Source organism: Phycicoccus sp. Soil748 (genome assembly GCF_001428025.1).
Classification (GTDB): Bacteria; Actinomycetota; Actinomycetes; order Actinomycetales; family Dermatophilaceae; genus Pedococcus.
Window position 1 is genome coordinate 150,939 of sequence record NZ_LMSC01000006.1, and the last position, 24,378, is coordinate 175,316.

At 73.0% G+C, this 24,378-nt stretch carries 26 protein-coding genes and 1 pseudogene; 9 read left to right on the top strand and 18 right to left on the bottom strand.

What is annotated here, in order from left to right:
• The first annotated feature begins 18 nt into the window (after positions 1 to 18).
• Both ASG70_RS05715 and pheA read left to right on the top strand, forming a co-directional pair.
• Positions 19 to 432, top strand: coding sequence for a DUF4446 family protein (locus ASG70_RS05715; RefSeq protein WP_056882889.1), 414 nt, complete (start codon positions 19 to 21; stop codon positions 430 to 432).
• A gap of 5 nt (positions 433 to 437) precedes the next feature.
• Positions 438 to 1,400 (top strand): prephenate dehydratase, encoded by a 963-nt coding sequence (gene pheA / locus ASG70_RS05720; protein ID WP_056882890.1) that lies wholly within the window; start codon positions 438 to 440, stop codon positions 1,398 to 1,400.
• A 207-nt stretch (positions 1,401 to 1,607) separates the two neighbouring features.
• Here pheA and zwf read toward each other — a convergent pair whose 3' ends face one another.
• The 4 genes from zwf to ASG70_RS05740 all read right to left on the bottom strand — a co-directional run bounded on the left by zwf (position 1,608) and on the right by ASG70_RS05740 (position 5,655).
• A complete protein-coding gene (zwf, locus tag ASG70_RS05725) occupies positions 1,608 to 3,113 on the bottom strand; it encodes a glucose-6-phosphate dehydrogenase (protein ID WP_056882891.1) in 1,506 nt (501 codons plus the stop codon).
• Positions 3,114 to 3,197: 84 nt separating this feature from the next.
• Positions 3,198 to 3,890, bottom strand: coding sequence for a phosphatase PAP2 family protein (locus ASG70_RS05730; RefSeq protein WP_056882892.1), 693 nt, complete (start codon positions 3,888 to 3,890; stop codon positions 3,198 to 3,200).
• A complete protein-coding gene (locus ASG70_RS05735; protein ID WP_235531368.1) occupies positions 3,827 to 4,510 on the bottom strand; it encodes a phosphatase PAP2 family protein in 684 nt (227 codons plus the stop codon). The genes ASG70_RS05730 and ASG70_RS05735 overlap by 64 nt, the downstream gene beginning before the upstream one ends.
• Before the next feature lie 32 nt (positions 4,511 to 4,542).
• Positions 4,543 to 5,655 carry a diacylglycerol kinase family protein gene (locus ASG70_RS05740; RefSeq protein WP_056882893.1) on the bottom strand — a complete coding sequence of 371 codons (1,113 nt, stop codon included), beginning with the start codon at positions 5,653 to 5,655 and terminating at the stop codon, positions 4,543 to 4,545.
• A 48-nt stretch (positions 5,656 to 5,703) separates the two neighbouring features.
• Here ASG70_RS05740 and ASG70_RS05745 point away from each other — a divergent pair, with 48 nt between their 5' ends.
• Entirely contained in the window at positions 5,704 to 6,261 is a 558-nt protein-coding gene (locus ASG70_RS05745; RefSeq protein ID WP_056882894.1) for a DinB family protein, read from the top strand.
• A 66-nt stretch (positions 6,262 to 6,327) separates the two neighbouring features.
• Here the strand turns inward: ASG70_RS05745 and ASG70_RS05750 are convergent, their stop codons facing one another.
• Entirely contained in the window at positions 6,328 to 6,966 is a 639-nt protein-coding gene (locus ASG70_RS05750; RefSeq protein ID WP_056882895.1) for a LysE family translocator, read from the bottom strand.
• A gap of 75 nt (positions 6,967 to 7,041) precedes the next feature.
• Between ASG70_RS05750 and serS the strand changes: the two genes are divergently transcribed.
• Genes serS through ASG70_RS05765 form a run of 3 tightly spaced genes read left to right on the top strand, consistent with a single transcriptional unit; the run spans position 7,042 to position 10,364 of the window.
• A complete protein-coding gene (gene serS, locus ASG70_RS05755; RefSeq protein WP_056882896.1) occupies positions 7,042 to 8,304 on the top strand; it encodes a serine--tRNA ligase in 1,263 nt (420 codons plus the stop codon).
• Between the two features lie 43 nt (positions 8,305 to 8,347).
• Positions 8,348 to 9,559 carry an alpha-hydroxy acid oxidase gene (locus tag ASG70_RS05760; protein WP_056882897.1) on the top strand — a complete coding sequence of 404 codons (1,212 nt, stop codon included), beginning with the start codon at positions 8,348 to 8,350 and terminating at the stop codon, positions 9,557 to 9,559.
• 10 nt (positions 9,560 to 9,569) lie between these two features.
• Entirely contained in the window at positions 9,570 to 10,364 is a 795-nt protein-coding gene (locus tag ASG70_RS05765; RefSeq protein WP_056882898.1) for an HAD family hydrolase, read from the top strand.
• A gap of 10 nt (positions 10,365 to 10,374) precedes the next feature.
• Here ASG70_RS05765 and ASG70_RS05770 read toward each other — a convergent pair whose 3' ends face one another.
• Positions 10,375 to 10,983, bottom strand: coding sequence for a hypothetical protein (locus ASG70_RS05770; protein ID WP_056882899.1), 609 nt, complete (start codon positions 10,981 to 10,983; stop codon positions 10,375 to 10,377).
• Between the two features lie 66 nt (positions 10,984 to 11,049).
• Between ASG70_RS05770 and ASG70_RS05775 the strand changes: the two genes are divergently transcribed.
• Entirely contained in the window at positions 11,050 to 11,877 is an 828-nt protein-coding gene (locus ASG70_RS05775; protein WP_056883233.1) for an RNA methyltransferase, read from the top strand.
• Between the two features lie 48 nt (positions 11,878 to 11,925).
• Complete coding sequence (locus ASG70_RS05780; RefSeq protein ID WP_056882900.1) at positions 11,926 to 12,561, top strand: VOC family protein; 636 nt, start codon at positions 11,926 to 11,928, stop codon at positions 12,559 to 12,561.
• Positions 12,562 to 12,597: 36 nt separating this feature from the next.
• On the opposite strand, the gene ASG70_RS05785 is transcribed toward ASG70_RS05780, so the two are convergent.
• The 3 genes from ASG70_RS05785 to purB are packed head-to-tail and all read right to left on the bottom strand — an operon-like array spanning position 12,598 to position 14,784.
• Positions 12,598 to 12,999: an MmcQ/YjbR family DNA-binding protein gene (locus ASG70_RS05785; protein WP_200949205.1), complete on the bottom strand. Its 402-nt coding sequence runs from the start codon at positions 12,997 to 12,999 to the stop codon at positions 12,598 to 12,600.
• Positions 12,996 to 13,346 carry a DUF2568 domain-containing protein gene (locus tag ASG70_RS05790; RefSeq protein ID WP_162253889.1) on the bottom strand — a complete coding sequence of 117 codons (351 nt, stop codon included), beginning with the start codon at positions 13,344 to 13,346 and terminating at the stop codon, positions 12,996 to 12,998. Before ASG70_RS05790 ends, ASG70_RS05785 begins: the two co-directional genes overlap by 4 nt.
• A gap of 28 nt (positions 13,347 to 13,374) precedes the next feature.
• On the bottom strand, positions 13,375 to 14,784 hold the full coding sequence (gene purB, locus ASG70_RS05795; RefSeq protein WP_056882902.1) for an adenylosuccinate lyase: 1,410 nt from the start codon (positions 14,782 to 14,784) through the stop codon (positions 13,375 to 13,377).
• Between the two features lie 118 nt (positions 14,785 to 14,902).
• On the opposite strand from purB, the gene ASG70_RS05800 reads away from it, so the two are divergent.
• Positions 14,903 to 15,928 (top strand): aldo/keto reductase, encoded by a 1,026-nt coding sequence (locus ASG70_RS05800; RefSeq protein WP_056882903.1) that lies wholly within the window; start codon positions 14,903 to 14,905, stop codon positions 15,926 to 15,928.
• A 45-nt stretch (positions 15,929 to 15,973) separates the two neighbouring features.
• Here the strand turns inward: ASG70_RS05800 and ASG70_RS05805 are convergent, their stop codons facing one another.
• The 9 genes and pseudogenes from ASG70_RS05805 to cydB form a co-directional block, all read right to left on the bottom strand.
• A complete protein-coding gene (locus ASG70_RS05805) occupies positions 15,974 to 17,521 on the bottom strand; it encodes an LLM class flavin-dependent oxidoreductase (protein WP_056882904.1) in 1,548 nt (515 codons plus the stop codon).
• Positions 17,522 to 17,531: 10 nt separating this feature from the next.
• Positions 17,532 to 17,918 (bottom strand): tetratricopeptide repeat protein, encoded by a 387-nt coding sequence (locus tag ASG70_RS05810; RefSeq protein ID WP_056882905.1) that lies wholly within the window; start codon positions 17,916 to 17,918, stop codon positions 17,532 to 17,534.
• Between the two features lie 186 nt (positions 17,919 to 18,104).
• Positions 18,105 to 18,626, bottom strand: coding sequence for a low molecular weight protein-tyrosine-phosphatase (locus tag ASG70_RS05815; protein ID WP_056882906.1), 522 nt, complete (start codon positions 18,624 to 18,626; stop codon positions 18,105 to 18,107).
• An 8-nt stretch (positions 18,627 to 18,634) separates the two neighbouring features.
• A complete protein-coding gene (locus ASG70_RS05820; RefSeq protein ID WP_082590170.1) occupies positions 18,635 to 19,453 on the bottom strand; it encodes a M56 family metallopeptidase in 819 nt (272 codons plus the stop codon).
• 77 nt (positions 19,454 to 19,530) lie between these two features.
• The gene (locus ASG70_RS05825) at positions 19,531 to 19,971 is read right to left on the bottom strand and encodes a BlaI/MecI/CopY family transcriptional regulator (RefSeq protein WP_056883236.1); all 441 of its coding nucleotides are present in this window, start codon (positions 19,969 to 19,971) and stop codon (positions 19,531 to 19,533) included.
• 2 nt (positions 19,972 to 19,973) lie between these two features.
• A complete protein-coding gene (gene cydC / locus ASG70_RS05830) occupies positions 19,974 to 21,698 on the bottom strand; it encodes a thiol reductant ABC exporter subunit CydC (RefSeq protein WP_056882907.1) in 1,725 nt (574 codons plus the stop codon).
• On the bottom strand, positions 21,695 to 22,339 hold a 645-nt coding region (locus ASG70_RS19855), incomplete at its 5' end, for an ATP-binding cassette domain-containing protein (protein ID WP_235531370.1). The genes cydC and ASG70_RS19855, both read right to left, overlap by 4 nt.
• A gap of 1 nt (position 22,340) precedes the next feature.
• Positions 22,341 to 23,233: pseudogene (locus ASG70_RS19860) on the bottom strand (ABC transporter transmembrane domain-containing protein); the annotation flags it as partial.
• Positions 23,233 to 24,354, bottom strand: coding sequence for a cytochrome d ubiquinol oxidase subunit II (gene cydB / locus ASG70_RS05840; protein WP_082590172.1), 1,122 nt, complete (start codon positions 24,352 to 24,354; stop codon positions 23,233 to 23,235). The pseudogene ASG70_RS19860 and the gene cydB, both read right to left, overlap by 1 nt.
• Between the last annotated feature and the right edge of the window lie 24 nt (positions 24,355 to 24,378).

The following is a 24,378-nucleotide window of genomic DNA, read 5'->3' on the forward strand; positions in this document are numbered from 1 at the left end:
CCCCAATACGCTTCCGGGGTGTCCGACACCGCCGTGGCCCTGACCGCCCTCGTCGTCGCGTCGCTCGCGCTGGCGGTCGCCGCGTGGGCCGTCGCGCAGGCGGCGCAGGTGCGCGGCCGCCTGCGGCACGTCGAGTCGCAGCGACCGGTGGGTGCAGGTGACCTCGCGGCCCTGCGGTCCGACATCGCCCAGGCGCTGCGGCACGTGGCCGTGGTGCGCTACGACGCGTTCGGCGACATGGGTGGGCGGCTGTCGTTCAGCGCGGCGGTGGTCGACGACCGCGGTGACGGCCTGGTGTTCTCCTCCATCCACGCACGCGGCGAGTCCCGCACCTACGCCAAGGGTGTCGTCGGCGGCGGCTCCGACGCGACCCTGACCCCCGAGGAGCAGCAGGCCCTCGCCGCCGCCCGCACCGGACACCAGAAGGCGTGACACCCGTGAGCACCCCGACCTCCCCCGCCCCCGCCCGGTACGCCTACCTCGGACCGGCCGGCACCTTCACCCAGATGGCCCTCGACGCCTGGGAGCCGTCGGCCGGCGCCGAGCACCGGCCCTGCGGCTCGGTCGACGCCGCCCTGGCCCTGCTGCGTGCCGGTGAGGTCGACGGCGCGATGGTGCCGATCGAGAACTCCGTCGAGGGCGGCGTGAGCGCCACGCTCGACGCCCTGGCCAGCGGCGACCCCCTCGTCGTGGTCGCCGAGGTGCTCGTCCCCATCACGTTCGTGCTCGCGGCCCGACCGGGTACGCCGCTGGAGCAGGTTCGCGCGGTCGGCACGCACAGCCACGCGTGGGCCCAGGTCCGCGGCTGGATGGACGCCCACCTGGCTTCCGCGACCTACGTGCCGACCCTGTCGACCGCTGCTGCGGCGGCGGGGCTGGCGGGGGAGGGCCCGGGTACGGCGGGTGAGCAGGCGGCATACCAGGCGGCGGTCTGCGCCCCGGTCGCCGCCACCAACCACGGGCTGGAGGTGCTCGCCGAGGACATCGGCGACAACGCCGCGGCGGTCACGCGGTTCGTGCTCGTGGCGCGGCCAGGGCGGCTGCCCGACCGCACGGGGGCAGACAAGACGACGCTGGTGCTGTTCCAGCGCGACGACCACGCCGGTGGGCTGCTCGAGCTGCTGGAGCAGCTCGCGGTGCGCGGCATCAACATGTCCCGGCTGGAGTCACGCCCCACCAAGGCCTCGATGGGCAGCTACTGCTTCTCCGTCGACATCGAGGGGCACGTGCTCGACGAGCGGGTCGGTGAGGCTCTGCTCGGGCTCAAGCGGGTCTGCGCCGAGGTGCGGTTCCTCGGCAGCTACCCGGCGGCCCACGGCACCGCGGTCCGGGTCACCCCCCACACCACCGACGACGCCTTCGCCGAGGCCCGCGCCTGGCTCCGCTCCCTCCGCACCTGACCGGCGCCGGACGACCCGCGCCTGACGCTCCTGGCGNTTCCGGGACACCTGCACAAATAGGTCCCGGATTGCCGAACGACACCCGCTTTGCCGGGGCGAGGGGTGCGGCGGCGCGGCGATGCGGCGGTGCGGCGGGCGCGGCGGCGCGGCGGTGCGGCGGCGCGGCGGTGCGGCGGTGCGGCGGCGAGGGGTATGGCGTGGGGCCGGCTACTTCTCGCGCCAGGCGCGTTCGAACGGCAGGCGCCAGGCGTGCGGTGCGACGAGCTGGTGGATGGCGTTCGGGCCCCAGGTGCCCGGCGGGTAGGACTTGACCTCGGGCGGGTTGGCCAGCAGCGGCGCCGACCGCTCCCACAGCGACTCGATGCCCTCGGCCGTCGTGAACAGCGTGTGGTCGCCGCGCATGGCGTCGAGGATCAGCCGCTCGTACGCCTCGAGGACGTCGCCGGCGCGCTCGGTCTCCTGCGTGGAGAACTGCATCGACAGCTTCTCCAGGCGCATGCCGGGGCCGGGGCGCTTGCCGTAGAACGAGAGCGACACCTTGGACTCGTCGGCGAGGTCGAAGGTCAGGTGGTCCGGGCCCGCGTTGCCGACCCCCGAGTGCGCCGGGAACATCGACCGCGGCGCCTCCTTGAACGCGATCGAGATGATGCGTGCGCCCTCGGCCATCCGCTTGCCGGTGCGCAGGTAGAACGGCACGCCGGCCCACCGCCAGTTGTCGAGGCCGACCTTGAGCGCGATGAACGTCTCTGTGTCGGAGTCGCCCGGCACCCCCTCGAGGCTGGTGTAGCCGGTGAACTGCCCGCGCACGACGTCCTGCGGCTCGACGGGCAGCAGTGACCGGAAGACCTTGTTCTTCTCCTCCGAGATCGCCCGCGGCTCCAGCGCGGTCGGCGGCTCCATCGCCACGAACGCCATGACCTGGAACAGGTGCGTGACCACCATGTCCTTGTAGGCGCCGGTCGCCTCGTAGAAGCTGGCGCGCTCGTCGAGGCCGAGGGTCTCGGGGATGTCGATCTGCACGTGGTCGATGAAGTTGCGGTTCCAGATCGGCTCGAACAGCCCGTTGGCGAACCGGAACGCGAGGATGTTCTGGGCCGCCTCCTTGCCGAGGAAGTGGTCGATCCGGAAGATCTGGCTCTCGTCGAACGTCTCGTGCACCTGGCCGTTGAGAGCGATCGCGGTCTCGAGGTCCTCGCCGAACGGCTTCTCCATGACGACCCGTGACCGCTCGACGAGCTGCGCGTCCCGCAGGACCTGGATGACGGCGACAGCCGCGCGAGGTGGCACCGAGAGGTAGTGCAGCCGCAGGACGTCCGGCCCGAGCTCCTTCTCCGCGCGGTGCACCGCCTCCGCCAGGGGACCGGGGCCGGCCGACTGGGGGACGTAGACGAGGTGGTCGTCGAACCGGTCCCACTGCTCCGGGGTCAGCCGGTGGGTGCCGTAGTCCTCGACGGCCTTGCGCGCGAACTCGCGGAACTCCGCGTCGGTCAGCTCCTCCAGAGAGGTCCCGACGACGCGTATCGCGGGGGCGAGCTCGGAGGCGGCGAGGTGGGCCAGTGCGGGCAGCAGCTTGCGCCGGGCGAGGTCGCCGGTCGCCCCGAAGATGACGACGACATGGGGCTCGGCGCGTTCGAGCGCTGCCCGTGAGGCCCGCGCGTCCGCGGCTGCCGGGTAGGAGATCGTCTGGGCGCGGTGCGCAGTCGGCTCGGGCACGAGCCGACTATCCCACCGGGACCGGGGCCGTGCACCCGAGTCGTCGGAGCCAGGCGGGCGCGGCCGCCGCCCGGGTCGTCGGACTCAGGCGACGGCAGCGGCCACGCGCTGGGCGGCCTTCTCGCGGCGGGTCGCCTTCCACCAGTGGTAGGCGAGCAGGGCGCAGACGAGGCCGTTGAGCATGCCGGCGACGACGTCGGAGATGTGGTGGGCGCCGCGGTAGAGACGGGCGAGCCCGACGAGCACGGGCAGGACACCACAGACGGTCATCACGAGACGGCGCAGGCCGTCGCGCTCGATACGGGTGGCGGCCATGAGCAGGAGCGAGAAGTAGAGCGCGGTCGAGGCGCCGGTGTGGCCGCTCGGGTAGCTCGAGGTGGGCGGCGACGCGTCCATGGGGATCGCCGGCGGGCGCTGGCGCCCCACGGCCATGGTCGCGAACAGGAAGATGGTGGCCTGCAACGAGATCGAGACCAGCGGCACGACCGACCAGCGCAGGTCACGGGTGCGCCACCACAGGATCGCCACCACGAGCAGGCAGACCCCGATGACGTACTCGGTGTTGCCGACGTGCGAGAACACCGTGCTGACGGGGTCGAGGGTGTCGGTCCGCGCGCGGTTGAAGTCAGCGGAGATGCGGTCCTCGTGGTGGTCGATCACGGCCAGCGGCCCGGTGATGAGCAGTCCGAGCCCGACCACGACCGCCCAGACCCCTATGCCGGGGAGGACGGTCCGGGTGACGAGGTCGCGGCCTTCTTGCCAATGAATCCGAGCCATGAGGAGAACGTAATGCCCACACCCAGCACATACCCTGCAAGGACGTCGGAAGGGAAGTGCGCGCCGACCATGAGCCGGTCCAGCCCGACGACCAGGACGACCACCACGGCGACCGCGACCCCGACCCGGCGGCCGGTCGTCGTCAGCAGCGGCCAGAGCAGGAACACCATGACCGTGGCGACCACCGCGATGTTGAACGCGTGGCCGGAGGGGAACGAGTAGCCCGGCGCGTGCGAGATCGGGTCCTGCACGACCGGCCGAGCTCGGCCGACCAGCGACTTGGCCTGCAGTCCGACGTTCCAGGCAACCATCATCGTGACGAACGCCCACAGCGCCCGGTTGCGCAGCCCCTTGCGCAGCCACGTCCACAGCGCGACCAGGGTGGCCAGGATGTAGACGACCCAGGGCTGGCTCACGGCCTGGATGAACAGGAACAGCCCCGACAGCCCGTGGTCGCGGGTCGCGGTCGTGGTCGCGCGGATCACGTCCTCGTCGAACCGGACCAGGGGGTCGAACTTCTGGCGCACGGCATACCCCAGGAGCAGCACGGGCAGGGTGAACAGGACCATGGCGACGACGCCGCGGGCCAGCCTCAAGGCGCGGCTGGGGCCGGGCCCCACGCGCCCGTCCCGGCTGGCCGTCGTCGCGCCCATCAGGCCGGCGACCCGACGCGGACGACCAGGGCGCCGGGCACGACCTCCGCGGCGATGGCCCGGGCCTTGCCGAGGGTGTCGCCGTCGATCTGGACCTCCTGCGGCCGGTCGGCGCGCACGCGGACCGTCTCGGAGGTGTGGTGGTCCACCCGCTCGTGGCCGGCCCGCTTCTTGGACGCGATGCGCGCGGCGACCGCGGCCCAGCCGACGACACCCTTCGGGGAGAGCACGACGGTGTCGAGCAGGCCGTCGTCGACCTCCGCCTCGGGCATGAGGACGAGGCCGCCGAGCAGCTTGCCGCAGTTGCCGATGACGACCGTGCGGGCGCGGCGGCTGAGCTCCTCCTGGTCGTCGAACTTCACGCGCACCTTGAACTGGGCGCCGCGCAGGTTCTTCGCGCCCGACACGACGTAGGCGGCGGGACCGACCTTGGCCTTGAGGCCCTCGGGGGCGTCGGCCATGATCGCGGCGTCGAAGCCGAGCCCGGCCATGACGAGGAAGATGTGCTGCGCGGGTCGCTCGTGCTCGCCGGACTGGTCGATGGTCAGGCGGCCGACGTCGACCCGCTTGTTCTGGCCCATGAGGGCGACCCGGAGCGCGTCACCGAGGTCGTCGACGGGCAGGTCGAGGTTGCGCGCCAGCAGGTTGCCGGTGCCGCCGGGCAGGAGCCCCATGGGGGTGTCGCTGCCGACGAGCGCCTCGGCGACCGCCCGGACCGTGCCGTCGCCGCCGAGCGGGCAGACGAGGTCGACGTCCTGCTCGAGCGCCTGACGGGTCTGGCCCTGGCCGACGTCCTTCTGCGTGGTCTCGAGGAACAGGGGGGTGGCCCAGCCGAGCGCCGCCGACTCCTCGGTGATCTGCCGCTTGACCGCGGCCAGGTCGTCGAACTTCGTCGGGTTGATGATGATCGCGGCGCGTCGCGTGGGGGTCTCTGGCACGGTGCCCTCCGGGCGGAAGTCGTTGCGGTGCGGGCGGCGCCCCCACCGGCGTCCCCGATGGGCACCACCCGACCTGCTTCCGCGCATCCCCGCCCACCCGGCGACACCGAGAAGCAGGAGGACGACGAGGACGGCCACCACGAGGGCGACCCAACCGGAGTGTTCGTGGAGCACGGGGCGACGCTACAGGGCTGGTGGGCGGGCTGCCGTACTGTCGTCGACATGAGGGACGCAGCAGCCGACGCGGTGGTGCCGGACACCAAGGACTGGACCTGGACGCTCGAGCGGCCCTGCCCCGAGTGCGGGTTCGAGGCCGGCGCCGTCATCGCCCCCCAGGTCGCTGAGCAGGTGCTGTCGCTGACCGCCCCGTGGCGTGGCGTCCTCGACCGCCCGGACGCCGCGCGCCGCCCGCGGCCGGACGTGTGGTCGCCCTTGGAGTACGCCTGCCACGTGCGCGACGTGTGCCGGGTCTTCGAGGGCCGGGTGCGCCAGATGCTCGCCGAGGACGGGGCGCGGTTCGCCAACTGGGACCAGGACGAGGCTGCGGTGTCGGGCCGGTACGGCGAGCAGGACCCGTCCGTCGTCGCCGACGAGCTCGTGGAGGCCGCGGTCGCGACCTGCCGCACGTTCGAGGCGGTGGACGGCGACGCCTGGCAGCGGCGCGGCCTGCGCAGCAACGGCTCCGAGTTCACCGTGCTGACCCTCGGCCAGTACATGCTGCACGACCTCGCGCACCACCTCGTCGACGTCGGCGTCGTCCCCACCGCCGCAGGTCGCTGACCCGCGCTGACCACAGTCGGTCGCTGACCGCAGACGGTCGCTGACCACCGCGGGGCAGGGAGCGCGTCAGGCCTTCTGCGGGTGGCCGGTGAGCGCGGCCGCCCCACCCATGACGAGGAAGATCGAGCCGGACACGTACCTCTGCCGCTCGACGGCCCGCGGGTGGCGCCCGAGCCACTGCCCGATGGTGCCGGCGCTCAGGGCGTAGAGGCTGTCGAACGCCGCCCCGATGACGACGAACACAGCGCCGAGCACGAGCACCTGCGACCAGATCGGCCCGGACTCGCGGTGCAGGAACTGCGGGAAGAACGCCACGAAGAAGACGGCCGTCTTGGGGTTGGAGATGCCGACGAGGAACGCGTCGCCGAACGCCCGGCGCGGGTTGGTGACCGGCACCCGGTCGAGGGCGAAGTGCCCCTTGCTGCGGAACTCGCGGACCGCCAGCCACAGCAGGTAGGCCGCGCCGGCGTACTTCACGACCGAGAAGGCCAGCACCGACGAGCTGATGACCGCGGACAGCCCGAACGCCGTCGCCACCACCATCAGCGCGGTCGCGGTCTCGATGCCGGCCATCGACGCGATCGCGAGCCGGCGGCTGCCGTGCCCGATGCCCCGCGAGATGAGGAAGAGCATCGCCGGCCCCGGCAGCAGGATGAGCGCGGTGGCGGCAAGGGCGAAGGCACCCAGGGTGGCAGCGGACGGCATACGGCAAGGATCGGGCCCGGCCGCCGCGGGAGGCAACGGGAAATCGACTGGTGGACGCTCGCTAGGCTGGCCCGCGTGATCGACATCAAGCTCCTGCGCGAGGACCCGGACCGCGTCCGCGCCTCGCAGCGCGCCCGTGGTGAGGACGAGGGGATCGTCGACGCGATCCTCGCTGCCGAGCAGACCCACCGCTCCTCCCTGACGGAGTTCGAGCAGCTGCGCGCCCAGCAGAAGTCGATGGGCAAGCAGGTCGCGCAGGCCCAGGGCGACGAGAAGCAGGCGCTGCTGGCGCAGACCAAGGACCTCGCGGCGCGGGTCAAGCAGCTGCAGGCCGACGCGGACGCCGCGCAGGCCTCGCTCGCCACCCTGATCCGCCAGGTCGGCAACGTCGTCGAGGACGGCGTGCCGGTCGGCGGCGAGGACGACTACACCGTGCTGGAGACGGTCGGGGAGATCCCGGAATTCGACTTCGAGGCGAAGGACCACCTCGCCCTCGGGGAGTCGCTCGCGGCCATCGACATGGAGCGCGGCGCCAAGGTCGGCGGCTCGCGGTTCTACTTCCTCACCGGCGTCGGTGCGCGGCTCGAGCTGGCGCTGCTCAACATGGGCATCGCCCAGGCCGTCGAGCACGGGTTCACCCCGATGATCACGCCCACGCTCGTCAAGACCGACGTGATGGCCGGTGCCGGGTTCATCGACAAGCACGGCGAGGAGGTCTACCGGCTCGCCGACGACGACCTCTGGCTCACCGGCACCTCCGAGGTCGCCCTCGCCGGCTACCACGCCGACGAGATCCTCGACCTGTCCGGCGGCCCGAAGCGGTATGCCGGCTGGTCGGCCTGCTACCGCCGCGAGGCCGGGTCGCACGGCAAGGACACCCGCGGCATCATCCGCGTGCACCAGTTCCACAAGGTCGAGATGTTCACCTACTGCCGCGTCGAGGACGCCGCCGCGGAGCACCAGCGGCTGCTCGGCTGGGAGAAGGAGATGCTCGCCAAGATCGAGGTCCCCTACCGCGTGATCGACACCGCGGCCGGCGACCTCGGTGGCCCCGCGGCCCGCAAGTTCGACTGCGAGGCGTGGGTCCCGACGCAGGGCCGCTACCGCGAGCTCACCTCGACCTCCAACTGCACGACGTACCAGGCGCGGCGGCTCAACACGCGTGAGCGCGACCCGAACGGCCAGGGCACCCGCGCCGTCGCCACGCTCAACGGCACGCTCGCCACGACCCGCTGGATGGTCGCGATCCTCGAGAACCACCAGCAGGCCGACGGCTCGGTCGTCGTCCCCAAGGCGCTGCAGCCCTTCCTCGGCCTCGAGGTCCTGAAGCCGGTCTAGTCCACCGGGGGTGCTCCCGGACCGTCGCGGTTAGGTTGGACCGATGACCGAGCGACAGCTGCCCAAGTGGTCCGAGCTCAAGCCGCTGCTGCGGCCCAAGCCGATCGAGCTCGACGCCAGGAAGCGGCGCCTGGACGCCGCGCTCACCATCGCCGACCTGCGCGCGGTGGCCAAGCGGCGTACCCCCACGTCGGTCTTCGACTACACCGACGGCGCCGCCGAGGGCGAGATCAGCCTCCGTCGCGCCCGCCAGACCTTCGCCGGGCTCGAGTTCCACCCGGCGATCCTGCAGGACGTCTCCGCGATCGACCTCACGACCGACTTCCTCGGCAAGCCCTCCGCACTGCCGTTCTCGTTCGCCCCCACGGGTTTCACGCGGATGATGCAGCACGAGGGGGAGCGGGCGGTCGTGCGCGTCGCCGACCGCATCGGCATCCCCTACTCGCTCTCGACGATGGGCACGACCTCGATCGAGGACGTCGCCGCAGCCGCACCGGACGCCCGCAAGTGGTTCCAGCTCTACGTCTGGAAGGACCGCAGTGCGGGCGAGGAGCTCATGACGCGGGCCAAGGAGGCCGGGTACGAGGCGCTGGTCCTCACCGTCGACGTCCCGGTCGCGGGGGCCCGGCTGCGGGACACCCGCAACGGGTTCGCCATCCCGCCGGCCCTGACGGTGCGGACCGTCGCCGACGCGGCCCTGCACCCGAGCTGGTGGCTCAACCTGCTCACCACCGAGCCGCTGACCTTCGCCTCGCTCGCGTCGTGGGACGGCACCGTCGCCGAGCTGCTCAACACGCTCTTCGACCCGACCATGACCGTGGCCGACCTTGAGTGGGTGCGGTCCTACTGGGACGGTCCGCTCATCATCAAGGGCATCCAGACGGTGCACGACGCCAGGCTCGTCATGGACGCCGGGGTCGACGCGATCGTGCTGTCCAACCACGGTGGCCGGCAGCTCGACCGCGCGCCGGTGCCCTTGCGGCTGCTGCCCGACGTCCGCGAGGCGCTCGGTGACGACGCGGAGATCATGCTCGACACGGGCGTGATGTCCGGCGCCGACGTCGTCGCCGCGGTCGCACTCGGCGCGAGCAGCGTCATGGTCGGCCGCGCCTACCTCTACGGGCTCATGGCCGGAGGCGAGGCCGGGGTGCAGCGCGCCGCCGACATCCTCGCCACCGAGGCTCGACGCACGATGGCGCTGCTCGGCGCGCGCCGGATCGCGGACCTCGGTCCGCAGCACGTGCGCCTTCCGTAGGCTCGGGCCCATGGCCCGCCCCCACCTCGTCGCGCTCGACGTCGACGGCACGACCATCAACCACGCCGGTGAGCTGTCCCTGGAGGTCCGGGCCGCGGTGAGGGCCGTGGTCGAGGCCGGCCACCACGTCATCATCGCGACCGGGCGGTCGATCCCCGCGACCACGTTCATCCTCGACGAGCTGGGCATCACCACCGGGTATGCCGTGTGCTCCAACGGGGCGGTCACCCTCGAGCTGGATCCCGCGGAGGACAAGGGGTTCCGCGTCGTCGAGGCCGTCACCTTCGACCCGGCGCCGGCCCTGACGCTGCTGCGCGACGAGTGGCCCGACGCCGTCATCGCGGTCGAGGACCTGGGCGTCGGGTTCAAGCTGAGCGCGCCGTTCCCCGACGGGGAGCTGCAGGGTGAGCTGCGGGTCGTGCCGTGGGAGGAGCTGGTCGCCGAACCCGTGACCCGTGTGACGTTCCGTTCACCCACGGGTACCGCGGAGGACTTCCTCGAGCTGACCGAGCGCATCGGCCTGCACGGCGTGAACTACGCCGTCGGGTTCAGCGCCTGGCTCGACCTCAACCCCGAGGGCGTTTCCAAGGGCTCGGCGCTGGAGATCCTGCGCCGGCGGCTCGAGGTCGACCCGCGCCACACCGTCGCCGTCGGCGACCAGCGCAACGACCTCGAGATGCTCCAGTGGGCCGCCCGGGGCGTGGCGATGGGCAACGCCCCCGACGAGGTCAAGGCCGTCGCCGACGAGGTCACCCTCGACGTCGACGAGGACGGCCTCGTCCCCGTGCTCCTCTCCCTGCTCTGAGCCCGAGACCTCAGCGGGACTGGAGGGCGTCCAGCGCCACGGCCATCGCGAGACCGACGCGCCAGTCGAGCTGCCAGCCGTTGCTCGCCTGCGGCACGTGGATGTCGTAGCGGTCGCGCAGGGACCGCTTGCGCTCCGAGCTCAGCACCAGCGTGCCGTCGGGGGCGGTGAAGTCGAAGTGGAACAGGAACGGCAGCGGGATCTCGCCGACGTAGGGCACGAAGTCCCAGATGCGGCGCACGATCGCGACGTTCTTGTTGCGCTCGGTGCCGAACGCCTCGAGGCCGTCGGCCGAGCCGAGGTGCCACGAGGAGCGCAGCAGCGACTTGCCGAAGTCCTTGCGGAACCAGCCGATGGGTGCGCCCGCCGCGTCGAACACGTCATACGTCGCACCGAGGTCGATGCGCTGGCGGGCCTTGAAGGAGAAGACCGGCTGCTTGCGTGCCTCGTCGGCGTAGAAGGTCACCTGCTCCTTGAAGGCCATCCGCTTCTGTTGGGCGACGGCGACGACCGGGCCCTCGGCACCGGAGGCGTCGACGGTGCGGATCTCGTAGCGGTTCACCATCATGGTGATCTTCTGGCGCAGCGCGTAGCGCTCGGTCACGGCGGTCTGGCTCATGGCGGACAGTCTGCACGACCCGTCCGCACGACCCGGGAGGTCCGACCTGACATGCTGGGGCGCGCCATGGCTGACCTGAACATCACCTCGCCGTCCAACCCGAGGCTCAAGGCGCTCGCGTCCCTGCGACGGCGCCGCACCCGGGAGGAGACGGGGCGCACGCTCATCGAGGGGTACGAGGAGCTGGCCCTCGCCCTCGACGCCGGGGTGCTGCCCGAGGCCCTGTACTACTGCCCCGAGCTCATGCTCGAGCCCGAGAGCCAGCTGCGCGTCGTCGAGCAGGTGCGCCGGGCGGGCGTCGACACCGTGCAGGTCTCGCGCGGTCCGTTCGAGAAGACGGCCTACCGCGAGGGGCCTGACGGGTTCATCGCCGTGGTCCCGGCCGTCGCGCGCCGCTGCGCCGACCTCGCCGTCGGGCCGGACGCGCTCACCGTCCTGTGCCAGGGGGTGGAGAAGCCGGGCAACCTCGGGGCGATGCTACGCACCGCCGACGCGGCGGGCGCCGAGGCGGTCATCGCCGCCGACCCCGTCACCGACTGGGGCAACCCCAACCTGGTGCGCGCCTCCAAGGGCACGGTGTTCTCGGTGCCGGTGGCCAGCGACTCGACCGCGGCGACGCTCGAGTGGCTCGACTCCCGTGGGATCGCGCTGGTCGCGACGACCCCGGACACCGACCTCGACTACACGGACGTCGACTACACCGGCCCCGTCGCCATCGCGGTGGGCGCCGAGAAGTACGGGCTCACCGACGAGGTCCTCGAGCACGCCGCGCACCGGGTGCGAATCCCCATGGTGGGCAAGGCCAACTCGCTCAACGTCGCCACATCCGCGGCCATCGTCATCTACGAGGCGGTGCGCCAGCGCGGCGCCGCCCGCGCCCGGGCGTCACACTGACCACACCCGTGTCAGGAGCACTCCCCGGGGTGTGTCACGATGTCGGGTATGCGAGTTGACCATGTTTCGTATGCGGCTGAGCGCGACGGTTTGCAGGCCACTGCAGCTCGCCTGTCGAAGGTCATCGGGGTGGACGCAGTCGACGGGGGCATCCACCCCCGCTTCGGCACTCGCAACGTGATCCTCCCGCTGGCCCATGACCGCTATGTCGAGGTCGTCGAGGTGCTCGACCACCCGGCCTCCGACAAGGCGCCGTTCGGCCAGGCCGTCCGCGCCCGGTCCGAGGCCGGTGGGGGATGGCTCGGCTGGGTCGTCGCGGTCGACGACCTCGCCCCCTTCGAGCAGCGCATCGGCCGCGAGGCCGTGGTCGGCAACCGCCACCGCCCCGACGGGGTGGAGCTGCGCTGGCGCCAGCTCGGCGTCAAGGGCCTGATCTCCGACCCGCAGCTGCCCTTCTTCATCAAGTGGGACGACCCGAGCCTGCACCCCTCCACCGCCGCGCACACCCAGGTCACCATCGACGGCCTGCAGATCGCCGGCGACCCGGCCCGCGTCCGCGACTGGCTCGACATGAAGCCCGACGAGACGTCCTCGGTCATCGACTTCACGTTCGTCGCGCCGCACGGCACCCCCGGGCTGCTGGCCGTCACCTTCGACACCCCCAACGGCAAGGTCACCGTCTGACCTCCCTCGTCGTCCGGGCCGACCCGGCCGCACCGTTCACGCCTCGTCGAAGTACGCCTCGACGAGGCGTTTCGGTGCCTTGGCGGCCCAGGCGTCGGTGACGACCTCCTCCAGCTCTCGCCGCGTCAACCGGCCGAGGTCGCGCTCGCGCAGCAGCACAGCGTTGTAGCCGTCGAAGTGCGGTGTCGTGAACCACGGGCTGTCCGAGGCGACAAGGGAGTCCTTGTCGTTCTGGTCGCCGACGGCGAAGAGGATGACGTCGTCCATGCGCTCACCCGTGTCGGGGTCCACCGCGTCCGGCCGCGGCTCCCGGAAGTGCACGAAGGACCTCTTGCGCACCACGTATGCGAGGCGCCCCCACGACGTGCCCTCCTCCACCTCCGGCAGCGCCAGAGCGATCTCCGCCAGGTCCTCGAGCCTCGCCCTGCGTGCGGTCACGGGGCCACCGGCTCCGCGACCAGGGCCCGGACGGAGGGCAGCTGGGCCAGGGCGTTCACGACGACCGAGAACACCAGCAGCGAGACCGCAGCCGTGTGGTGACCGGAGACCCAGAGGCCGGCTGACGCGAAGCCGAACACGAGCACCTTGACGACGGGCCGCACCACGGGGCCGCTCCACCGGGCCTTCGGCGACGCGAACGCCCACCACACCGCGACGACGGCGACCGGCGCGAGCACCGCGAGCACCACAGCGCCGGCGTGGGCGCCCCATACCCCGGCCGCCACGGCGGCGAGCACCTCGTCGAGGAACACCAGCGCGAGCACCAACCACCCCAGACCGGCCACGGGACCAGTCTGCCGGGGCGTCAGGGGATCAGTCGAGGAAGTCGACGAGCTCCGGGGCGGCGCCGATGTAGGTGGCCGGGGTCATCGCCGACAACCGGGCCGCGACGTCCTCGGGCAGGCCGAGGCCGCCGACGAACTCGCGTAGGTCGTCACCGGTGATCCGGCGGCCGCGGGTGAGCTCCTTGAGCCGCTCGTACGGGTTCTCCATGCCGGCGACACCCTGCGCACCCAGGGCGCGCATCGCCGACTGCACCGCCTCGCCGAGCACCTCCCAGTTGGCGTCGAGGTCGGCAGCCATGGCGGCCGGGACGGCGTCGAGGCCGGCGAGCCCGCGCTCGGCGTTGTCGATGGCCAGCAGCGAGTGGCCGAATGCCGACCCGATGTTGCGCTGCATCGAGGAGTCGGTGAGGTCTCGCTGCAGCCGGCTGTTGACCAGGGTCGAGCCGAGGACGTCGAGAAGGGCGTTGCTGACCTCGAGGTTGGCCTCGGCGTTCTCGAAGCGGATCGGGTTGACCTTGTGCGGCATCGTCGACGAGCCGACCGTGCCCTGGCCGCGGACCTGGGCGAAGTAGCCCATGGAGATGTAGGTCCACACGTCGGTGCAGAGGTTGTGCAGGATGCGGTTGAAGCGCGCGACGTCTGCGTAGAGCTCGGCCTGCCAGTCGTGGCTCTCGATCTGGGTGGTGAGCGGGTTCCACTCCAGGCCGAGGGACTCGACGAACCCGCGGCTCAGCGCCGGCCAGTCCGCCTCCGGCACCGCGGCGAGGTGCGCGCCGTACGTGCCGGTCGCGCCGTTGAGCTTGCCGAGGTAGTCGGCGCCCTCGATGCGCCGCAGCTGCCGTTCGAGGCGGTGGGCGAGGACCGCGAGCTCCTTGCCCATGGTGGTCGGCGTCGCCGGCTGGCCGTGGGTGTGCGCGAGCAGGGGTACGGCGCGCAGGTCGGAGGCCATCGTCGAGACCACCTCGACGAGGCGGGTGGCGCGTGGCAGCCAGACCTGTTGGACGGCGCCCTGCACCATGAGCGCGTAGGACAGGTTGTTGATGTCCTCGCTGGTGCAGCAGAAGTGGATGAGCTCGGCGAGACCCGCGTCCTCGGGGGAAGGCGCGATGGCCGTGAGGCGGCGCTTGAGGAAGTACTCGACGGCCTTGACGTCGTGCAGGGTCTCGCGCTCGATGGTCGCGAGCTCCTCGATCTCGGCAGGGCCGAAGTCGTCGACGACCTGGCGCAGCGCGGCCCGCTCGGCGTCGGTGAGGGCGCGGACCCCCGGGACCACCTCGTGGGTCGTGAGCCAGATGAGCCACTCGACCTCGACCCGGATGCGGGCCCGGTTGAGCGCCGGCTCGGAGAGGTGGTCGACCAGCGGCGCGACGACGCCGCGGTAGCGACCGTCGAGCGAGCCCAGGGCGATGGACGGGGTCGCGTCAGCAAGCGAAGCCATGGCCCTCATCCTCCCAGAGTGGAGGGGCCCCTCCTGACACCCGTCCAGCAGAGCAGCCCAAGGCCACCCACACCCGCCAGCCGCGCGGGTGTCGGCCAGGCCGCCTACGGTGGAAACCATGCGCTACACCACCCTCGGATCCAGCGGCACCGTCGTCTCCACCCAGTGCCTCGGCACGATGACCTTCGGGGCGGAGGCCGACGAAGCCACCTCGGGCACCATCATCGAGGCCTTCGTGGAGGCCGGTGGCACGTTCCTCGACACCGCCGACGTCTACTCCACCGGAGTTTCCGAAGAGATCATCGGGCGCTGGCTCAAGGCCCACCCGGACGACGCGAAGAACCTCGTCATCGCCACCAAGGGCCGCTTCGCGATGGGCAAGGGGCACAACGACCTCGGCCTCTCCCGGCGCCACCTGCGCCAGGCCCTCGACGCGTCCCTCACCCGGCTTGGTGTCGACCACATCGACCTCTACCAGATGCACGCCTGGGACGCCATGACCCCGATCGAGGAGACCCTGCGCTTCCTCGACGACGCGGTCGCCGCGGGCAAGATCGGCTACTACGGCTTCTCCAACTACCTCGGCTGGCAGGTCACCAAGGCCGTGCACACCGCCCGAGAGCACGGCTGGACGCCGCCGGTCACGCTGCAGCCGCAGTACAACCTGCTCGTCCGCGACATCGAGCACGAGGTCGTCCCGGCCTGCCTCGACGGCGGCCTCGGGCTGCTGCCCTGGTCGCCGCTGGCCGGCGGCTGGCTCACCGGCAAGTACCAGCGCGACACCACGCCCACGGGTGAGTCGCGCCTGGGCGAGGACCCGGAGCGCGGCATGGAGGCCTACGGCCCGCGCAACAAGCAGGAGCGCACCTGGGACGTCATCGACGCGGTCGGCGCGGTGGCGAAGGAGCAGGGCGTCTCGTCCGCCCAGGTGACCCTCGCCTGGCTCGCCGCCCAGCCGGCGGTCACGTCGGTGATCCTCGGCGCCCGCAACGTCGAGCAGCTCACCGACAACCTCGCCGCCGCCGACCTCGACCTCACCGAGGAGCAGCTCGACCGGCTCTCCGAGGTGAGCGCGCCGCAGCTCGACGACTACCCCTACGGCACCGCCGGCGTCGCCCAGCGCCACCGTTCCATCACCGTCTGACCCCGGCCCGCGCCGTGCCCCGACGGGGTACGGCGCGGATCCGGCTCAGCTGAAGCCGTGCCGCGAGAGGGCGGGGACGAGCTCGCGCTCCCCGTAGGAGAGGTGGGACAGCAGCGTCGCACTGAGAAGGTCGACCGCCTCGCGCACCACGGCGGTGCCCTGCTCGCCGGAGACCATCTGCACCAGGGCGCGGTCCACCTGCTCGAGCACGTCGTGGATGACGTGGTGCTCCTGCTCGAGGCGGTCGATGACCGGGGCCAGCTGCGGGTCGCTGTGCCGCAGGTGCGGGAACATCGACCGGTCCTCGAGCGTGTGGTGGCCGGTGACGACCCGGCAGTAGGACGCGCAGTACGCCCCGAGGGTCCAGTTGTTCTGCCGCATGGTGAGCTCGTTGATGATGTTGCGGGCCCGGCCGGCGTCGACCTCGCCCTGGGCCACCTGCTCCACGACGTCGCGCAGGCGCTCGAGCTCGCCGCGCAGGTGGTCGTGGACGTCGACCAGGTGCTGCCCGGTCGCCTGCTGGCTCGCGGTGAAGCGCTCGTCCGGGTCAAAGGGTGCGCTCGGGCGCGTGGACTCGTCCCAGACCTCCGCCGGCACCAGCGTGCCGGAGGGCGCCGACCGCACCTCGAGGGGCCTCTGGTCCTCACTGCCCGCTGCACCGGGCCCGGCGTCCGCGGTGAGCTCGGCGTCGGCGGCGGGCCGGGCAGACGCTCGCTGGCGCTCGGCGTCGACCAGCTCACGGGTCAGCGGGGCGACCTCGGCCGCGAACCGCTCGACGTCCTCGACGCGGTCGACGGCCAGCACGTAGGTGCTCATCCCCTGGTCGAGGGTGATCTCGGCGAGCTGCTCGGCCCAGTCGCGCGGCTGGCCGGCGAGCAGCCCGGCGCCCGACCCGAACCGGCCGTGGACGTTGTAGAGGCGCCGGATGGCCGCCGGCGAGCGCCCGGCCCTTTCTGCGGCTTCGTCGATGGTGGCGTTCATGGCCGAGAGGGTCTCCGGCGCGGCATACCCCAGGCTGGGCAGCCAGCCGTCGGCGAGGCGGCCGGTGACGCGCAGCATGCGCGGCTTGTAGGCGCCGAGCCAGATCTCGACGTCGTGCGCCGGCGCGGGACCGGCGTGAAGACCTTGCACGCGGTAGTGCTCGCCGTCGACGCGTACCGAGCCGTGCCCCGACCACACGCCGCGGACCACCTCGATCGCCTCCTCCAGCGCCGTCACGGCCTCGCCGGGGCTCCGCCGGGGACCGCCGGCGGCGACGATCGCGTCCCAGAAGGCACCCGTACCGAGCCCCAGCTCGACCCGGCCGCCGGTCAACCGGTCGAGGGTGGCGATGCTGCGGGCGAGCACGACCGGCGGCCGCAGGGGGAGGTTGGCGACGTTGAGGGCGACCCGCACCGACGTGGTGCGGGCGCCGATGACGGACAGCAGGGTCAGGGCGTCGAGGTGCTTCGCCTGGTAGGGGTGGTCCTGGATGGTCACCAGGTCGAGCCCGCCGACGTCCGCGGCCTCGCTCATGGCGAGCACGTCCTCGGCCCGGTCGGCGTCGGGGCTCGGGAAGATCCCGAACTGCAGCTCGTGCCCGTAGTCGGTCATCGGCGTCCTCTCATGCGTCCACCCGGCTCGCCTCACCGTAGGCGGTGGGGCGCTCGTGGTCACCGAGGATGCTGGCCAGGGACAGGTGGCGACGGGCCTCGTCGTGGCGGCGCTGGCGCTGCAGGGTCCGGCCGAGCAGCAGGTGCAGGTAGCCGTCGTCGGGCGACTCGTCGACCAGCTCGCGCAGGACCACCTCGGCCCGGCCCAGCTGCGCCGACCCGAAGTAGGCGCGCGCCAGCGACGTGCGCAGCGAGGTCGTGCCGTGTCCCACGTCCTCGCGCGCCGCGTCCTCGACGAGCTCGGCGTAGGCCTTGGCGGCCGCCGCGTGGTCACCGCGATCGGCCAGCCCTTCGGCGAGGGCCAGGCGGAGGGTGAAGGGCGTCGAGGTCATGGTCATGACAGAGCAACATCGTTTCGATTTCAACTATTCCGTAGGGCGTCACCCAAGGACGCGCCCGTGGTGCGGGTGCGGGTGACGCTCGTGCTCCGACGCCATGCACTGCCCCACGTCCCGGGGCACTGCATAGCGTCCAGCAGCCAGGTCTCGGCGGCTGCGGTCGCCGCGTGGACGGACTGCGCGGGGTCAGTCGCGGCGGGAGGCCAGCTCGCGGCGTACGTGCTCCACCACGCCGGCGGCCGCGGCGGTGACCTCGGCATACGTCTGGTCGAACGCGGTGTCGTCGCCGTACCAGGGGTCGTCCATGTCGAGGTCGCCCTGCTCGGCAGCCATCGGGTCGAAGGAGCGGAACATCCGGATCTTGGCGCGCTGCTCCTCGCTCCGGGCCAGCTTGGTGAGCTCGCGCAGGTGACCCGCGTCGGCGGCGAGCACCAGGTCGACCTCGTCGAGCCAGGCGCGCTCGAACCGCCGGGCCACGTGGTCGGCGCCGCCGTGGTCCTCGTGGCCGTTGCGGGCCAGGACGGCGAGGGTGCGCGGGTCGGCCGGGTTGCCGACCTCCCACGAGTGGGTGCCGGCCGAGTCGACGACGACCACCTCGGCCAGCCCCGCCTCGGCGAACCGCTCGCGCAGCAGCAGCTCGCCCATGGGGGACCGGCAGATGTTGCCGGTGCAGACCACGGTCACGCGATAGGGGCGGTGCGCACTCATGACGCCATTCAACCCACCGCGACGACCAGCAGCAGCACGGGGGTGGCGAGCACGGCGACGGCGAAGGCGAGCATCCCGACCCGCAGCACCAGTGGCGCGTCGGGTTCGGTCAGCAGCAGCATCCGGTCGCGGGTCGCCGAGGTGCCTGCGTGGGCGCCGGGTCCGTCCGTCGCCCCCAGGGCAGTCTCGGGGTGGGCCCCGCCGGCCAGGCTGACGAGCGCGCGGGCGAGGGGTACGGGGCCGGCCACCCGGCGCGCCGCCCGGTCGGCGAGCACCTCGACGAGCAACCGCACCTCCCGCAGGGCCTCGACCGCCCGCAGCCGGGGCGGCACCGCCTCGTGGAGCACGGTGAAGAACTCGAGGACGAGGTCGTGGCGCGCCTGCAGGTGGGCACGTTCGTGGGCGAGCACCGCCGAGAGCTCGTCAGCGGGCAGGGCCAGCAGGGTGCCCTCGGTCAGGACGACGCGCTGGCGCCGGCCGGGCAGGCAGTACGCCGTGGGCGTGGGGTGGGCGAGCACGCGGACCTCGCTGCCTGCTGCCCTCGTCGCCACACTGTCGTCGTGGGTGCCGAGGGCGTCGACGAGCTCGCGGTGCCGGCGTCGCTCGCTGCGCAGCCGGGTGCCGACCCGGTGACCGGACCAGAGCAGGCGGGCCAGCATCGCCGCGCTCAGGGCCAGGGCGACCGCGGTCGCCCAGCCCGGCAGGCCCGCGCTCGCGACGGCGGCAGGGGCGACGGCCAGGGCGGCGACGACCCCGGCGAGCGCCACGCACTGCCACACCACGAGGGCCTCGAACGGTGCGCGCCGGAACCGGGTGAGGCCCGCCATGACCCGCGGTCCGGGACCCGCCAGCAGGACGGCGCCCAGGGCGAGCGCGACGGGCGCCGCCGGCGACAGCTCGCCGGTCAGGGCTCCGTGCCCCGGGCGGGCGACGGCGCGGCGGCACCGGTCGCGTGCCGCTGCTCGACCTCGGCCAGGGCGGCCTTGAGGTCGGCGATCTCCTCGACCGTCGCGTCGCCGAGGAAGTGCAGCATCGCCGTGCGCCGGTCGGCGGTCGCCATGCCGCTGAGGTGCTCGCGCATCGTCGTGGCGGTGAGCTCCTCGCGGGAGTCGGCCGCGGCGTACAGGTAGGCGCGTCCGCTGCGCTCCTGGGTGAGCAGCCCGCCGTCGGCGAGGCGGCCCATGACGGTCATGACCGTCGTGTAGGCGAGGTCGCGCGACCGGCTCAGCTCGTCGTGGACGGTCCGGACCGACACCGGCGAGCGGCCCTCGGCCTGGGCCTGCCACACCGTGTCCATCACGGCGCGCTCGAGCTCGCCGAGCTTGTTGATCGCTTTGTGCGGCATCGTCATCCCACCTCGTGCGGCAGCCCGACCTCCGGGCGTGCCAGCTCCATGATGCCGTCCGCGTCCGTGAGCCCCTCGGGGCGGTGGCTCACGACGAGGATGCTGCGGCCCTGTCGGGCGGCGACCAGGTCGCGCAGGACGGCGACCGCGGTCGGGTGGTCGAGGTGGGCGACGGGCTCGTCGAGGAGGAGCACGGGCCGCCCTGACAGCAGGGCCCGCGCGATGGAGAGGCGGGCGCGCTCGCCGCCGCTGACCCCGCGGCCGCCGGTGCCGAGCGTGGTGTCGAGACCCTCGGGCAGCGAGCCGAACCAACCCCCTAGACCTGCGGCCCGCAGTGCGGCCACCACGTCGGGGTCCTCGGCGTCGGGGCGGGCCAGCCGCAGGTTCTCGCGCAGACTGGTCGCGAAGACGTGCGGGTCGTCGTCGACGACGGCCACGAGGTCGCGGACCGCGTCCAGGCGCAGGTCGCGGACATCGGTGCCGTCGACCAGGTAGCTGCCACGGGTCGGGTCGAGGTGGCGCGCGAGCACGGCGACCAGGGTGGACTTGCCGCCGCCGCTCGGCCCGGTGAGCGCCAGCACGTCGCCGGCCGCGAGGTGCAGGTCCGTGGGGGGCAGCGCCTCGCGCGTGCCGTCCCAGCTGGCGCTCACTCCCACCAGGCGGAGGTCGGGCACGTGGGTCGGTGACCCGTCGGCGGAGGCGGCCGGGTGCGGCGAGGCCAGGTCGACGTGGTCGATGGAGGTCGTGGCGGCGGCGCGGGCGGCGCGGGCCGGGCTCGGGTCCCCTGCCACGGCCGGGGTGGAGCGAAGGAGGGACTCCAGCCGGTCGGAGGCGGCCCGGGCGCGGGCCCAGGCGCGGGCGACGTCCGGCAGCGGCGCGAACACCTCGGCGAGCGCGAACGGCGCGAGCACGAGCAGCGCCAGCACGGGTGCCGAGCGGTCGGCTCGCACTGCGACGGCGGCGCAGCCCAGGGTCGCGAGCATGGTGGCGACCGGCAGGGTGGCGGCTGCCCCGGCTCGGCCGGCCACCTGGCGCCGGGTCGCGCGGGCGACCTCGGCGTGGGCCCGGTCGACCCAGCGGGCGGCCGTGGAGGTCGCCCCCACGGCTTGCAGCTCGGCGGCCTGGCCCGCGACCAGCTCGCAGGTGCGGGTGACGTCGGCCCGGGCCGCGCCGAGCTCGAGCTGGCTGCGTGACTCGGTGCGCCACGCCACGACGGTCGCGGCTCCGGCGACGACGACCAGGGCCGCGACGACCGCCCCGGCGAGCGGTTCGACCCATGCGCACAGGGCCGCGGTGCCCACGCCGGTGAGCAGCACGGCGACGACCGGGACGGTCACCCGCACCTGCGCCTCGACCCGGTCGGTGACGTCGTCGACGACGCCGCTGAGCACCGCAGAGCGGCCGCGCCTCGGCAGGCCTGCCGGCGTGAGCGGGACGAGGGCTGCGTACACGGCGGTGCGGGCCTGCGCGAGGTCGTCCAGGGCGGCGTCGTGGGAGCGCAGCCGCTCCCAGTATCGAAGCACGGGCCGGGCCATGCCGAACGTCCGGACCGCGACGATCGCGGTGAGCAGGGTGAGGATGACCGGGCGCTCGGCGGCGCGGACGATGAGCCACCCGGAGGTGGCCGTGAGCGCGACCCCCGAGGCGAGGGCTGCGGCCCCGATGGCGCCGGCGACCACGACGCGCGGTGAGGCGGCGCGAAGCCCCGGGCGGGCGACGGGACTCATGCCGCCACCGCCGCAGCCTGGAGGTGGACGTGCTGGTCGGCGAGCGCGACGAGCTCGGAGCGGTGGGTGACCGCCACGACGCAGCGCCGCTCGGCCAGCTCGGTGACGACGTCGTGGACCAGGGCCACCGAGGCTGGGTCGAGGTGGGCCGTGGGCTCGTCGAGCAGGACCACGGTGGCGTCGCTGAGCAGGGCTCGGGCGAGCGCGAGTCTGGCGCGCTGGCCGGCGGAGAGCCCACGCCCGTCGTCGCCGAGCGCGGTGTCGAGGCCCGAGGGCAGGGCGGCCACCGGACCGTCGAGGCCGACCCGGCGCAGGACGGCCCACAGCTCCTCGGGACCCGTCGCGCCGTCGACGCCGAGGGTGAGGTTGGCGCGGACGCTGCCCGGCGTGAGGAACGGTCGCTGGGTCACCAGGTGGGTTCGCGGTGCGGTGACGGTGCCGGACGCCGGCTCCCGCAGGCCCGCCACCAGCTCGAGGAGGGTCGACTTGCCCACGCCGGAGGGGCCGGTCACGACGGTGAGCCCGACGCCGGCCGTGAGGTCGAGCCCGTCGAGGACCGGGCGGTCCGAGCCCGGGTGGGCGTAGGTGAGGTCGCGGACCAGCACCTGCGCCAGCGTGGGCTCGGACGCGGACGAGGCGGGNCCGTCGGCCGCGCTGTGGAACTCGGCGCCCACCCGTCGGATCGGCCAGTACGCCTCGGGCGCGAGCAGGATGGCGACCAGTGCGGTGCCGAGGGCGAGTCCGCCGTGGGACAACCGCAGCCCGACGGTCACCGCCACGATCGCGACGCAGATCGTGGCGAGCAGCTCGAGCGCCGCGGAGCTGAGGAAGGCCAGTCGCAGGGTGGCCATCGTCGCCCGGCGGTGGCGCTGGCTCACCGCGCCGACGACCTCGGTCTGGCGCTGGGCCCGGCCGTACGCCACCAGCGTCGGCAGACCGCGGACGACGTCGAGGAAGTGCCCTGACAGGGCCGACAGGGCCTGCCACCTGCGGGCGGTGGCGTCACGGGTGGTGGCCCCGATGAGCGCGGCGAACAGCGGGAGCAGCGGCAGGGTGAGGACGACGACCAGCGCGCTGGGCCAGTCGACGACGGCCAGCACCACGATCGCCAGCGGGGGCACCACCGCGGCGGTGAGCAGCGCTGGCAGGTAGCGGGCGACGTACGGCTCGATGCTGGTCGCTCCCTGGTCGGCGAGCACGAGCGCGGTCGCCGGGTCGGGGCGTCGTTCGGCGGGTGCGGCGAGCCAGCCGCGCAGCAGCCGGGCCCTCGCCGCAGCGCTCACCGCGACGCCGGCCGTGGCGGCAACCCGCTCCGTGGCCAGGGCGAGCAGACCCCGCACGACGAACAGCGTCGCGAGGCCGGTGGCCGGGGCCCCGACGGGTGCGCCCTCCACCACGGCGACGACGACCGCCGACAGGGCGAAGGCGGTCGCCACGGTGGCCACGCCCTGCGCCACGCCCACCGCGGCGAGGATGCCCAGTGGCCGCCTCGCCTCGGGCAGGGTGCGCAGGACGTGGGGGTCGAACGGCCGCATCAGCGCCCGGCCGGCTCGGACGTGCGGGTGCCGTCCGGCTGGGTGGCGCGTGCGTCCGGCCGGGTGGTAGCCACGCCCTCGCCGCCGGCAGGAGTGCCGGGGCCCGTGGCGGCAGGGATGTGGTCGGTGCCGATCCGCTTGCGGAACACCCAGTAGGTCCACGACTGGTAGAGCAGCACGATCGGGGTGAACACCACGGCCACCCAGGTCATGATCTTCAGCGTGTACGGCGTGCTGGAGGCGTTCGCCGTGGTCAGCGACCAGGCCGCGTCGAGCGTGCTGGGCATGACGTCCGGGAAGAGCAGCAGGAAGTAGGTCGCCACCGCCATCACGATGGTGACGAAGGTGCCGACGAACGCCCAGCCCTCCCGTCCGCGCAGGTTGGCCGCCAGGGCGCCGACCAGCGAGCCGGCGGCGACCACCGTCGTCAGCCACGACCAGGCGGTGCCGCCGCCGGCGCCGAGGATGACGAGGAGGGCGACGGCCAGCACCGCCGTCACGACGCCGGTCCGGGTGGCGACCGCCCGGGCGTCCTCACGGATCGGGCCGGTGGTCTTGAGCGCGGTGAACAGGGCGCCGTGGGTGAGGAACAGGCCGACGGTCACGAGGCCGCCGAGCAGCGACACCGGGTTGAGCAGGGTGAAGAGGTTGCCGGTGAACTCCTTGTGCGCGTCGATCGGCAGGCCGCGCACGACGTTGGTCAGCGCGACGCCCCACAGCAGCGCGGGCACCGCCGACCCGGCGATGATCGCCACGTCCCACCGGGCGCGCCACCGGGCGTCGTCGCGCTTGCCGCGGTAGTCGAAGCCGAGGTTGCGCACGATGAGCGCGACGAGGATGAGCAGCAGGGGGAGGTAGAAGGCGCTGAACATCGTCGCGTACCAGTGCGGGAACGCGGCGAAGGTCGCGCCGCCGGCGGTGAGGACCCATACCTCGTTGCCGTCCCAGACGGGGCCGATGGTGTTGACCAGGACGCGCCGCCGCTTCTCGGTGGTCTCGGCGTCCTCGCCGCGGCCGAGCACCGGCAGCAGCATGCCCACACCGAAGTCGAAGCCCTCGAGGACGAAGTAGCCGGTCCACAGGACGGCGATGATGACGAACCAGACGGTGCTGAGCTCCATGACGGGTTCCGATCTCTCTCGTGG